We start from the raw sequence: 12,453 nt of genomic DNA, 5'->3' as shown, positions 1-12,453 counted from the left end.
TGTCAGGGCAGCGGCCGCCCCGACGCCTCGTTCAGAGGGGTGGGGGCGGGTGTGATACTCAGGGCTTCTTGGATTTCAGCGCGCTCTTTGGACCCAATGGGTGATCGGCGTGCGGATAAGGAGCATGGTGATGGTCGTGCCCGTGATCATGCCCATGATGGTGGTGGTGATCGTGGTCATGATGGTGATGATGCCCATCATCGTGATGGTGGTGGTGCCCATGGTGATGATCGTGCCCATGGTGATGATCGTGATCATGGTGGTGATGATGATCATGGTCATGGTGGTGATGGCCGTGGTCGTGATGAGCGTGACCTTGCAGACGGCACAGACCCGTACAGAAGGTATCGCATAGCGAACAGTCCGCAACGTTAGACCCCGGCGCGCTCGCCCCTCGGCCTTCGACGTGGTGATGATGACTTTCTTGCACAGCACCCACTTCGGCCTCAAAGCCGATCACTTCGGTGCGATATTTGCACAATACGCAAGTCGGAGGAGGGACTTCGCCGTAGGCAGGGTGGCCGCTCGCCTCAAGTGCCGCGCGACGCTCTTCTGGCGAAATTTGGTTCGTTTCGCCGTCCTCAACCGCCAGAACCTGCGCACGGAACGGGCAGATACCACAGTTCGGAACAGGAACGCTGCCCGTCTGTTCTTTGATACGTTCCGCAAAGGTTTCGAGAACCTTTGGGTGATCATTCAGATAGCCCGCTTTGACGAACTGGATATCTGTGTGTTCAGCGGCAACTTGATCGGTAAAGCCGTAAATACGGTCGATCAGAATGCCCGTGAACAAGAAGTACGGAAACACAACGACGCGCTTGTAGCCAAGCTTTGCGACATGCTGGAGGGCTGGCTCGACCAGCGGGAATGTGACGCCAGAATAACCAACCTCACACCAACCAAATCCCATACCTTCCCAAAGCATACGAGCAATCTTGGACACGTTGCTATTCGCATCAGGGTCAGAAGCACCGCGCCCAATCACAACCAAACAGGTTTCGTGCATCGGCACATCACCAAGGTCTGCGTTCGCAGCGTCAACGGCAGTCTGAATACGGTCTGCTGCAGCAGCGATCATCTTAGGATCGACACCCAACTCACGACCGTATTTCACGTCGATCCCGTGCTTTGCCGCATAGGTGTTCAGCACGGTGGGAATGTCGTTTTTCGAATGCATCGCCGCAAAGAGCATGCCCGGAACAGCGAGGATACGTTCACAGCCAGCGTTCCGCAGATTGTCCAGACCATCGCGGATTACAGGGTTCGCAAACTCGAGATAGCCATAATCAACCATCCAGTCCGACGGCAGATAAGCGGGCAATTTTTCAGCCAGCACTTTGAACTCATCAACTGCCGACTGGCTCCGCGAACCGTGGCCGCAGATCATTACACCCGTTTTCATGCTGGCACCTCTTCGCCTTCGACTTCTTCTTCGGCTTCTTCAGCCTCTTTTGACGCCTTCTCAGCGTTTTCCTTACGCGCCTTCAAAGCCTCACGAAGCCCTAGAAGGATCGCAAGACCCAGCGCCGCACCTGCCACCCAATGATCATGCCCAGCCATCTCGCCCAAATGGCCCACGTGGGCCGAGGCGGCATTTGCCGTCAGCAAAAGGATAAGAGTAAGTGCGCTGCGCATGGCGTGACCTCCGTTCCGATAAAGACCAGAGGACCGCGAAAGTGCGGGGATCGGACGACGTGAGCTTTGGTCCCAGTTCAGGTCAACCGCCGCACCACCAACCGCTCTGGCCTAGTTTAGGCTTCGTCTCGGGACTTCCTACAGGGGTAGGGCATAGGGGGCAAACGGTTAAACGTCGCAGGGTAGATCGAAAACGACCTGTGCGGTGACGCAAGGGACATGTTCGAACAGTTCGGTTGCCTGCGCAGGCCGTTTGCCTATCTCTTGGGCTCAACACGAAAGGACACACGATGGGTTTTCTCGACAACGGCACATGGCGAGACGAATGGTACGACACCGAATCGACGGGTGGAAAATTTGTTCGTACGACGGCTGCCTTTCGCAACTGGATCACCGCTGATGGATCAGCTGGACCAACTGGCGAAGGTGGGTTCAAAGCCGAAAGCGGTCGCTACCACCTCTATGTATCCTACGCCTGCCCTTGGGCGCACCGCACGCTTGTGTTCCGCGCAATAAAGGGCCTGACTAACCACATCAGTGTCTCCGTCGTTCACCCTCACATGCTAAGCGATGGCTGGACCTTTGAAACCGACTTCGACGGCGCAACTGGCGATACCCTCTTTGGCTTGCCGTTTCTGCGAGACATCTACACTCGAACTGATCCGACGATTTCTGGTCGCGTGACCGTGCCAATTCTCTGGGACAAAGAACGTCAGACGATTGTCTCGAATGAAAGTTCAGAGATCATTCGGATGCTGAATTCCGCATTCAATGACATCACGGGCAACACGGACGACTATTGGCCAGAAAGCCTGCGCGATCAGATCGAGACGCTTAACGAACGCATCTACGACACGGTAAACAACGGCGTTTACAAGTCAGGCTTTGCCACCAGCCAATCCGCCTATGGAGAAGCTGTAGGCCCTCTGTTCGAAAGCCTAGACTGGCTCGAAGGTATTCTGTCGACCAACCGATATTTGACGGGCGACACCTTGACCGAAGCCGACTGGCGTCTCTGGACGACGCTCGTTCGTTTCGACGTTGTCTACCACGGGCACTTCAAATGTAACCGTCGTAAGCTGATCGAATATCCGAACCTCTGGGCCTACACCCGCGAGCTCTATCAGATCGAAGGCGTTGCAGAGACGACCCATTTCGATCACATCAGCCACCACTATCACTACAGCCACGACACGATTAACCCGCACCGCATTGTCCCCGTCGGGCCCGATCTGGACTGGAACGCACCACATGGACGCGGATAGTAGCATCTTGGTCGTGTCCTGACCTGTACAGACGAAGTTGACGTCCTACTCTTGTTTCGCGGTCCCCAATCGGGTTCAAAAGGCGCGAAGCAAGAGGATGATCAATGACCAGCTGGATTACCATATGTGCAGGGTGCAAGCGCGCTGATTGGGGCGAACGCGGCATGGACAAAACAGACGGTGAAGCCTTTGCTGAACTGATTGAAGCCGCTGCGCAACCTGCCGGGATCAACACGCGCCGCGTAACATGCACAATGGGATGCGAACGTGCGTGCAACGTGATTGTTCAAGGCGCAGGGAAAATTAGCTACTCCCTCGGCATGTTTGATGCGACCCCGTCCGATGCGCAGGCAATCGTCGACTACGCCATCATGCATTCAGAAAGCGAAACGGGCCAAGTACCCTTCCGCCAATGGCCTATCGGCGTGAAAGGACATTTTGTCTCTCGCCACATTCCCTTGCCGGAGCAAAACTAATGGCCCGCGATCATGGTGGGGGCGTTGATGCGGCCGTCGCAAAATGGGGCGGCCATCGTTCTGACTGGATTGATCTGTCTACAGGGATAAATCCAGTCCCCTACCCCGTCGGTGATATCTCGCCAGATGCGTGGAATACCCTTCCTGACAGCGATGCAATGGATCAGGTCATTTCCGCCGCTCGTGAGTTTTGGAACGTGCCCGAAGGCGCCGAAATCTTGCCCGCGAATGGCGCCTCAGCGCTCATCGCGCGAATGCCCAACCTGTCAGATAGCAAAAGCGTCTATATCCCTACGCCGACCTATAACGAACATGCCGCCGCGTTTGATGCAGCGGGCAAGCTCGCCAATGGCGATGCGGCAAACGCGACCAGCCACGTTTACGTTCATCCGAACAATCCCGATGGCAGACTCTGGTCCAGTGACATTTTCGGTGACCGCCCTCTAACCGTGATCGACGAGAGCTTTTGCGACGTTTGGCCTGAACAATCCCATATCGCCCGCGCCGCGGACGAGGGAATTGTCGTTCTCAAGAGCTTTGGCAAATTCTGGGGTCTTGCGGGACTACGCTTGGGGTTCATGATCGCTGCCCCGTCGTTCATCAATCAAATGAAAGCCCTTCAAGAACCGTGGTCCGTGAATGGCCCCGCTCTTGAGATTGGTGCGCGAGCTTTGCGAGACACCGCATGGGCCGTCGATACACGAATTAGATTGAACCAAGACGCACAACGCCTCGATGACCTTATGCTGAGAAAAGGTGCGACGTTGGTCGGGGGAACACCACTCTTTAGGCTCTACGATGTCGATGATGCAGCCAACTGGCAAAATCGTTTGGCCCAAAACCATATCTGGTCGCGCATTTTCCCCTACTCGAAAACGTGGATCCGTCTTGGTCTTCCTGCGCCCAACCAATGGGATCAACTAGAGGCCGCGCTATGAGCGTTCTGTTGGCCATGGTGCTGGACGCGATTTTTGGAGAGCCAAAGTGGCTCTGGTCGCGCTTTCCGCATCCTGCTGTTTTGATGGGGAAATGCGTCAGTTTTATCGACACGAATTTTAATCAGGGTTCGCATCGCAAGGACAAAGGCATCGCATCCTTCGCTATTCTCGTCGTGATGTTCGCACTATTAGGCAAGGGCCTTCAGGATTTGCCTGGCGTCTGGGCTGAAGCGATCGTCGGCGCGATGCTCCTCGCGCAAAAGTCTCTGGTAGAACACGTTTCAGACGTAGCTAAGGGACTGCGTACTTCGGTTGAGGCAGGCCGTGCCTCTGTCGCCATGATCGTAGGGCGTGACACTGCCGAACTCGACGAGCCCGCCGTCGCCCGCGCAGCAATCGAAAGCGCTGCCGAGAATTTTAGCGACGGCGTACTGGCTCCGCTGTTCTGGTTTGCGGTAGGCGGGTTGCCCGGTCTTTTAATTTACAAGATCACGAACACCGCCGATAGCATGATCGGCTACCGAACACCGCGCCATGAACAGTTCGGCTGGGCCGCCGCGCGGTTCGATGACCTCCTGAACCTCATTCCTGCTCGCCTGACCGCCATCCTTTTTGTGGCTCTAAAACCGAACCTATGGCAATTCTCACCGATCCGTAAGGATGCAGGCTTGCACCGTAGCCCGAACGCTGGATGGCCTGAGGCAGCGCTATCTCGCGTCCTCGGGATCGCTCTTTCGGGTCCTCGCGCTTACCACGGCGAAATGAGCGATTATCCGTGGGTCAATGTAGACGGACGAAAAGACGCCGCCGCCGAGGACGTGGACCGCGCTGTTCGCGAACTCTGGCGGGCGTGGGGCATCGCATTTATCGTGATCTTGGGCATCACTTTTATCTAAGGTTGCAAGCGCTGATCCGACTGATACCCTCTAGCCAAATTGTCGGAGGTCCCATGCGTTTTGTTTTGCCTTTCATCGTCGCCTTTTGCGCAACTTCGGCACAGGCCGCGACTTGCGGTGGTTCTTTTGCGAGTTTTGTCGGCGGCCTCAAACAAGAAGCCATTGCGAGTGGCCACGATCGCGCAACCGTCGACCAGTTCTTTGCGAACGTCAGCCAAGACGATGCCGTTATTCGGGCTGACCGTCGGCAAGGTGTTTTCCAAAAGGACTTTATCGACTTCTCGCGCAGCCTCATTTCACAAAATCGGGTCAACAACGGCGCGATCTATTCTGACCGTTTCGATTCCGTTTTCGACCGCATTGAACGTGAATATGGCATCAATCGCGGGGTTCTCTTGGCGTTTTGGGCGTTCGAAACCGATTTCGGACAGGTTCAAGGCGACTTTAACACCCTCAATGCGCTTGTTACGCTTTCTCATGATTGCCGCCGACCAGACCTGTTCCGTCCGCAAATCTTCGCAGCTCTCGCCCTGTTTGAACGCGGGGATTTTAGCCCGACGAACACCAGAGGCGCGTGGGCCGGCGAAATAGGACAGGTGCAAATGTTGCCCAAAGACATCCTTGAAAACGGTCAAGATGGAGATGGGGACGGGCACGTAGACCTCAAAGGATCTTCGCCTGATGCCTTGATGTCCGGTGCTGCGATGCTGTCGTCTCTCGGCTGGCGCGCGAATGAACCGTGGCTGCAAGAAGTCACCGTTCCCGCAGACCTCGACTGGTCTCTCACTGGGCTGAACCACCAAATGTCTGGGCGCGAGTGGGCGAATTTAGGCGTTCAGGCCCGTAGTGGATCAATTGCCAATTTGCCTTCTTCGATCCTGCTACCTATGGGCCGAAAGGGACCAGCCTTCCTCGCTTATCCGAATTTCCATGTCTATTTCGAATGGAACAAGTCGATGGTCTACGTGACCACCGCAGCGTACTTTGCAACCCGTCTAGAAGGGGCCCCAGCCTATAACGCAGGCAACCCCGACCCTGCGTTGAGCGGCGAAGAAATCATGACCCTGCAGCGTCGACTAGAAGCCCGCGGCTACGATGTCGGTGGGGTCGATGGGATCATCGGTGAAATGACCCGCGAAGCCGTTCAGACAGAGCAAGAGCGGCTCGGTTTGCCCGCGGACGCTTGGCCAACGCGCGATCTATTGAACCGCCTCTAATCAATGGCCGACTGGGGAATATGCACGACGGTCAAGGCTCCATACGCCGAGGTGGAGGCATTTGTCGCCTATCATCTGTCCATCGGGGCTTCGCATATTTGGCTTCACTTTGATGATCCAGACGACCCAGCGGCCGCTGCGTTTGAGGGCAACCCAAAGTTAACGGTGGTCAAATGCGACGAAACCTATTGGATTAACCTCCTCGGTTCGCGTCCTGACGCGCACCAACCCCGCCAAGCCGCGAATATGAAGCGGGTTTACGATACCGCACCCTTAGACTGGCTCGCGCATATTGACGTGGACGAGTTTATCTACAGTGACGAACCGATTGGCTCGGTGTTGAATACCGCATCAGATTGCATGGTCCGCATGCGTCCATGGGAAGCGGTCCATTCCCCTCACGGGCTTCCTGTTTTCGATGCGAACCTCTTTCGTGCGCCGCTCAAGGGCAAAGACCTGCGCCAACGCTGGCGACAGTCGTTTCGTCAATATGCCCCCGCCCTCCGTAAGGGCGCGTTGAGCCATGTCGCTGGAAAGTCATTTTTTCGAACAGGGCGCACCGATCTCGAACCGCGCATTCATGGGGCTTGGGTTGATGGGCAACAACTACGCGGCATTCCCTTTCATGACGGCATCAAACTGCTGCATTTCCATGCCCAAAATCGCGCCGATTGGATTGCGCGTCTTCCATATCGGCTCGAACACGGCGGGTATCGCGGCAATGAGGAAATGAAGCGCCACCTTAACGGTGCCACTGTCGACGACATCGCCGCATTCTACGAGCAAGTCATGACGATAAAACCATGGCTCGCCCTGAAATTGGCCGAGGAAAACTTACTCATTGAGGCAAACCTAGACCTGCCAGCCAAGGTCGCTGCCTTCAGGCAACCATAGCTTCAGCCTTCTTGAGATCGACACTCACAAGCTGGCTAACACCTTGTTCTTGCATCGTCACCCCAAACAAGCGATCCATCCGCGCCATCGTCACAGCGTGGTGGGTAATGATCAAGAAACGCGTGTTCGTCTGACGTGTCATCTCGTCCAAAAGGTCACAGAAGCGCGTCACGTTTGCATCGTCCAATGGCGCGTCAACTTCGTCCAGAACACATATAGGCGCAGGGTTCGCGAGGAATACCGCAAAGATCAACGCCATCGCGGTCAAGGTTTGCTCACCACCCGACAACAACGAAAGCGTCGACAGTTTTTTACCGGGTGGTTGACACATGATCTCAAGGCCAGCTTCGAGCGGGTCATCAGACTCGACCAGAACCAGCTTTGCCTCGCCACCACCAAAGAGGTGAGTGAACAGCATACCGAAGTTCTCGTTAACCTGCTCGAATGCAGTCAAAAGGCGTTCGCGACCCTCGCGGTTCAGACCAAAGATCCCCTGCCGTAGGGCTTTAATCGCTTCTTCCAAATCTACTTTGTCGCCAGTGAGTTTGTCGTACTCGGTTTGAACCTCAACCGCGTCTTCTTCGGCTCGAAGGTTAACAGCGCCCAGCGCGTCGCGCTGACGTTTATAGCTGTTCACCTGAACTTCGATTTCTTCGGCAGGCGGCATCTTGTCTGGATCAACGTTCAACGCATCAAGGAGCTTATCAGGCGTCGTTTCCTGCGCTTCCATGATCCGTTCGGCGGCATAAGCCACAGTTTCGCGAGCGGCCTCATTGCGGGCCTCAGCGCGGGCACGCGCCTCGCGCGCCTCGGATGCCAGACGTTCGCAATCCCGTTCCGCCATTTGTGCGTCACGAAGTGCCGTTTCAGCCTCTGCCAGATTATCTGCAGCCCCTTTACGGCGCTCCTCAGCTTCTTCGATCGCCTGAGCTAGTTCATCGCGCTTAGCAGCAATTTCTTCTGGCGCCTCATTGGCCTCATAGAGCGCCTCTTCGCTCTCCGCTTTGCGCTCTTCCAATTCGGACGTCCGTTTCGTCGCGGTATCCAGACGGTGGCGCCATCCGCTGATCTCTTTGGTGATTTCCTGAGACCGTTTTAGACGTGCATCGCCTTCACGGCGCACTTCATCGAACGCAGCGCGCTTGGTCATCATCATCATGCGGGCGGCTTCGACCGTCATCTTGACGTCCTCGACCGCTGCTCTCGCATCCGCCAAATCTGGCAGTGCACGGGCTGTCGCTTCGGCCTCTGATAACGCCTTGCGCGAAGTCATCGCTTCTTCTTCATGGCGACGCAGAGCAAGGCCAGAACTTTCTCTCTTACCCTCGGACAGGTTGCGCTCCGCCTCAGCACGCGACAGTGCACGGGCCGCATCCGCGACCTGTTGATCTGCGGCACGACGCGCGGTGCGCGCCATCTGGTCAGCTTGCGTCAGCTTCTCGAGTCGCATTGTGACGTCTTCGTGGGCGATACGTGCGGCATCTGCACGCTCGGTCGCAACATCCAAATCCGCACGCAACTCATTCAGTCGGTTGATCTGCTGCAAACGAAGCGCAGCCGCCGACGGCGCATCTTCGGCCCCAGCGCGGAACCCATCCCAACGCCACAGATCGCCTTCTACACTCACCAGCCTTTGCCCAGGCTGCAGATCAACTTGGAGCCGCGCACCATCTGCGGCATCGACCAAACCGACTTGCCCCATACGGCGAACCAGAACGTCTGGAACGTCAACGTAGATGGTTAAAGGTTCCACACCTGACGGTAAAGATTGCGGCGTCGCGTATGCAGGCAAAGCCGCCCAACCAGATTTGGCATCAGCACCAACCGCAGGCGCGCGCAGGTCATCTGCCAATGCTGCACCCAGTGCCTTTTCATAGCCGGACTTGACCGACAACAGATCTAGGATCTGACCGCCCTCTTTTGCGTCACGTTCGACCAATTTTGACAATGCCGCGACTTCAGCACGTAAGGCATTTGCCTCACCCTCAGCAGCCGACCGCAAGGCCCGCGCATCAACCTCATGCGATTGACCATCCGCACGGGCAGCTTCGGCCTCAATCAGGGTTTCTTCGGCATGTTCAGCCGTCGCACGGGCAATCTCTTCGGCCTCTTGCGCCAACTCGAAATCTGCTTCGGCTTTTTCCAATGCAGCCTCAGCGTCAGCCATGGCTTTGCGGGCACGGGTCGCGTCTTCTTCTGCCTTGGCCAAGGTCTTGCGGCTGTCTTCAATCAATCGCTGCGCAGACTGGTGTCGAGCCGCCAAACGGGCCACATCCTCTGTCTGCTCTGACATCATCGTTTCGCGATCCTGCAAGGTCGCCGCGGCCTCACGCGCAGCGGCCTGCGCAGCTTCAAGGCGGCCTTCATGACCCTGCCCAGCTTTCGCGATTTCACGCTGCTCCCACTCGAGCCGTTCAATCGTTTCGCCCGCGTCCTTATTCAGGCCCGCCTCGCGTTCGATATCCCGCGCCAACTGATCGATCCGATTCTTCAGCGTTTGGATTGTCTCTAGCGCCCGCGCCTCTTGATCTTTTAGCGCGTCGCGCTGGACCTGAAGACGTTGCAACACCGCCGAGGCAATGGCTTCTTCTTCGCGCAGGGCTGGCAGCGCATCCTCTTTTTCTGTTCGAAGTTTCCCTGCAGAACGCGCGTTCCCTTCGGCCTGAGAGGCCTCAACGGTCCGCTCTCGCAAGACCTCTACCGCTTTCATTCGAGCTTCTTCGGCTTCTTTCCAGCGGCGATAGAGCAGCATGCCTTCGGACTGACGGAGCTTTTCACCGATCTCGCGATATCGCGCTGCCTGACGCGCCTGACGCGCCAATTGCTGCAGTTGGTTCGACAATTGCTCAATCACATCATCAACGCGTTCGAGGTTCGCCTCTGCGGCCTTGAGCTTTAGCTCAGCCTCGTGACGACGTTGATAAAGGCCGGAAATGCCCGCCGCTTCTTCGAGGATACGACGACGTGCTTTAGGTTTCGCGTTGATCAGCTCTGAAATCTGTCCTTGTCGGACCAAGGCAGGAGAATGCGCACCCGTCGACGCGTCTGCGAACAGCATCTGCACATCGCGAGCGCGGACGTCTTTGGTACCAACTTTATAAGCAGAGCCGATATCGCGGGTAATACGACGAACAATTTCGAGGTTATCCGCGTCGTTGAACGCCGCTGGCGCCAGCCGTTCTGCGTTATCAATTACCAAAGAAACTTCGGCAAAGTTCCGAGCGGGCCGCGTCGCAGCCCCCGCAAAAATCACGTCTTCCATCCCGCCGCCCCGCATCGCGGTCGGACGGTTTTCACCCATCACCCAGCGCAGGGCCTCAAGAAGATTGGATTTACCGCAGCCGTTCGGCCCAACAACGCCCGTTAGACCGTCCGCGATGATAAGATCGGTCGGATCAACAAAGCTCTTAAAGCCATTGAGACGCAGCTTGGTAAACTTCACGCGGAAAACTCATATGATTCTGAACGTTTCGCAGTTTGGCGACCCTTGCCCTGTAGAGTCAACGAAACCACCCCGCATGTGGCGGATTTGAGCGAGTTATCCACAAAATATCGAAAGCTCATAGCCCTGTATCCGTTGAGATCGCGACGTTTGGACTACGCAAGATGTCGCGAATCCGCCTTGACGAAGGGGCCTTCAAAATCGCACAAAGAGATGTTCGGTGCCTCACCACGTACGCAAAGCGTCAGAGGATAACCGGGAATGCGGTAAGGCCGGATCCCATCCGGAGGGCCAATTCCGCAGCCGCCCCCGCGACTGTATGCGGCGAGCGTGCCCCTAAAAACCACTGGGAAACCGGGAAGGTAGGGGAAACGCAGCGACCCGCGAGCCAGGAGACCGACCGAGCACAGTTGGAAACCATCCGTCGGGTGTGACGGAACAGGAGAAGAAATATGACCAAAGTTTTCGCTATCGCGCGCATCAACTCTGAAGTGATGTCCATCGCCGCTGCTGCAATCCTCGGCCTCGGCCTCGTTTTCGCAGCTGGCCTGAGCCACTCGGCTACCGCGCACGATCTGACGCACGACTCGCGTCACTCGATCGGCTTCCCCTGCCACTAAGGCAGCACTGCTGATCCAATGAGCAAAAAGATTTTAACCAGCGCGTTGTTCGCTGGTCTGGCTGCGGGGGCTCTCGCAGCCCTTCTGCAATTCACCTTTGTCGTTCCTGTGATGATGGAAGGTGAACTTTATGAATTTGGTGATCGGGTTCATTTTACTGATCTCGGCCCCATGTCGCCTGCAGGACGTCCCGATGTTTGGTCAGAGTTGCCGCGGCACTTTTCGACCTTCGCAAGCAACCTTGTGACTTACACGGGTCTCGCCTTTATCATGGTCGCGCTGTTCGCAATCGTATCGAAGCGGGGCGTGGAAATTACCGCTCGCTCGGGATTGGTTTGGGGGCTTTGCGGATTTTTTGCGATGAACCTCGCGCCAGCGTTCGGTCTTCCACCTGAACTTCCTGGAACGGCAAGCGCAGACTTGGACATCCGTCAATACTGGTGGATTGCAACGGTTGCCGCAACGGCAGCGGGTCTAGGCCTCTTTGCGTTTGGGAAGATGAATGCCCACTATGCGCTTGCGGTGATCCTGATCGCGCTACCCCATCTCATAGGTGCGCCGCATCTGGACACCTATTATGGGTATGCCCCGCCAGAGGTCGGATCGCTATTCGTCGCCCGCAGTCTTGGGGTCGCAGCAATCGCTTGGCTATCGCTTGGCTATTTCGCCGGCGCCCTCTGGGAACGCGATTAGGCTGGAATACGTCCGATCAAACAAAACCGCAGTTGGCCGATGGACCTGACATCATTCACGATGCCATCCTCGGCCTCTGCATAAAGTCGGGCGAATTCTGCGATCTCTTCGGCCTGCGTGTCAGGATCGATGCCCGAGAACAGATACGCGGCCTTGCCCGTTGCACGAAATGAAACGGTGACGGGTTTGCCGCAAACGATCATGCAGTCTGTTGTTGCGACCTCAGCCTGCACCATAGACCGTAGCTGATCCGCCAACGCGGCCCCTTTGGGCGCACCGCCGGATTGGCAACTTTCACAAATGGTGATGCGATCCGCCATCGCCTTTCCTTTCCCGCCCATTCGGGCCAAATATACGCGACCCATAACGGAGCCCGC

The 12,453-nt window shown here is 56.6% G+C and carries 12 protein-coding genes and 1 riboswitch; of the genes, 8 read left to right on the top strand and 4 right to left on the bottom strand.

Going from position 1 to position 12,453, the window contains the following annotated elements:
• Window positions 1-58 precede the first annotated feature (58 nt).
• Both BSK21_RS00345 and BSK21_RS00340 read right to left on the bottom strand, forming a co-directional pair.
• A complete protein-coding gene (locus BSK21_RS00345) occupies window positions 59-1,402 on the bottom strand; it encodes a sirohydrochlorin chelatase (protein WP_067552135.1) in 1,344 nt (447 codons plus the stop codon).
• Complete coding sequence (locus BSK21_RS00340; protein ID WP_067552132.1) at window positions 1,399-1,635, bottom strand: DUF6732 family protein; 237 nt, start codon at window positions 1,633-1,635, stop codon at window positions 1,399-1,401. Before BSK21_RS00340 ends, BSK21_RS00345 begins: the two co-directional genes overlap by 4 nt.
• A gap of 290 nt (window positions 1,636-1,925) precedes the next feature.
• Here BSK21_RS00340 and BSK21_RS00335 point away from each other — a divergent pair, with 290 nt between their 5' ends.
• The 6 genes from BSK21_RS00335 (at window position 1,926) to BSK21_RS00310 (ending at window position 7,321) form a co-directional block, all read left to right on the top strand.
• The gene (locus BSK21_RS00335; RefSeq protein WP_067552129.1) at window positions 1,926-2,900 is read left to right on the top strand and encodes a glutathione S-transferase family protein; all 975 of its coding nucleotides are present in this window, start codon (window positions 1,926-1,928) and stop codon (window positions 2,898-2,900) included.
• A 104-nt stretch (window positions 2,901-3,004) separates the two neighbouring features.
• Complete coding sequence (locus BSK21_RS00330) at window positions 3,005-3,376, top strand: DUF1636 domain-containing protein (protein WP_067552126.1); 372 nt, start codon at window positions 3,005-3,007, stop codon at window positions 3,374-3,376.
• A complete protein-coding gene (locus tag BSK21_RS00325) occupies window positions 3,376-4,314 on the top strand; it encodes a threonine-phosphate decarboxylase (protein WP_067552124.1) in 939 nt (312 codons plus the stop codon). Before BSK21_RS00330 ends, BSK21_RS00325 begins: the two co-directional genes overlap by 1 nt.
• On the top strand, window positions 4,311-5,210 hold the full coding sequence (cbiB, locus tag BSK21_RS00320; protein ID WP_067552121.1) for an adenosylcobinamide-phosphate synthase CbiB: 900 nt from the start codon (window positions 4,311-4,313) through the stop codon (window positions 5,208-5,210). Before BSK21_RS00325 ends, cbiB begins: the two co-directional genes overlap by 4 nt.
• 53 nt (window positions 5,211-5,263) lie before the next feature.
• On the top strand, window positions 5,264-6,427 hold the full coding sequence (locus tag BSK21_RS00315; RefSeq protein WP_067552118.1) for a lytic murein transglycosylase: 1,164 nt from the start codon (window positions 5,264-5,266) through the stop codon (window positions 6,425-6,427).
• A 3-nt stretch (window positions 6,428-6,430) separates the two neighbouring features.
• Window positions 6,431-7,321: a glycosyltransferase family 2 protein gene (locus BSK21_RS00310; RefSeq protein ID WP_067552115.1), complete on the top strand. Its 891-nt coding sequence runs from the start codon at window positions 6,431-6,433 to the stop codon at window positions 7,319-7,321.
• Here the strand turns inward: BSK21_RS00310 and smc are convergent.
• A complete protein-coding gene (smc, locus tag BSK21_RS00305) occupies window positions 7,308-10,763 on the bottom strand; it encodes a chromosome segregation protein SMC (protein ID WP_067552112.1) in 3,456 nt (1,151 codons plus the stop codon). The two genes, BSK21_RS00310 and smc, sit on opposite strands and share 14 nt — an antisense overlap.
• 201 nt (window positions 10,764-10,964) lie before the next feature.
• Window positions 10,965-11,183, top strand: a riboswitch (cobalamin riboswitch).
• A 32-nt stretch (window positions 11,184-11,215) separates the two neighbouring features.
• Here smc and BSK21_RS00300 point away from each other — a divergent pair.
• Window positions 11,216-11,383: a CbtB domain-containing protein gene (locus BSK21_RS00300; RefSeq protein ID WP_067552109.1), complete on the top strand. Its 168-nt coding sequence runs from the start codon at window positions 11,216-11,218 to the stop codon at window positions 11,381-11,383.
• 18 nt (window positions 11,384-11,401) lie between these two features.
• Complete coding sequence (locus BSK21_RS00295; RefSeq protein WP_067552105.1) at window positions 11,402-12,076, top strand: CbtA family protein; 675 nt, start codon at window positions 11,402-11,404, stop codon at window positions 12,074-12,076.
• On the opposite strand, the gene BSK21_RS00290 is transcribed toward BSK21_RS00295, so the two are convergent.
• The gene (locus tag BSK21_RS00290) at window positions 12,073-12,441 is read right to left on the bottom strand and encodes a DUF1636 domain-containing protein (protein ID WP_232230443.1); all 369 of its coding nucleotides are present in this window, start codon (window positions 12,439-12,441) and stop codon (window positions 12,073-12,075) included. The two genes, BSK21_RS00295 and BSK21_RS00290, sit on opposite strands and share 4 nt — an antisense overlap.
• Window positions 12,442-12,453: the final 12 nt, after the last annotated feature.

This window comes from Marivivens sp. JLT3646, assembly GCF_001908835.1.
In the GTDB taxonomy this organism is placed as follows: Bacteria; Pseudomonadota; Alphaproteobacteria; order Rhodobacterales; family Rhodobacteraceae; genus Marivivens; species Marivivens geojensis.
This window is presented reverse-complemented; position numbering and strand designations above follow the sequence as displayed.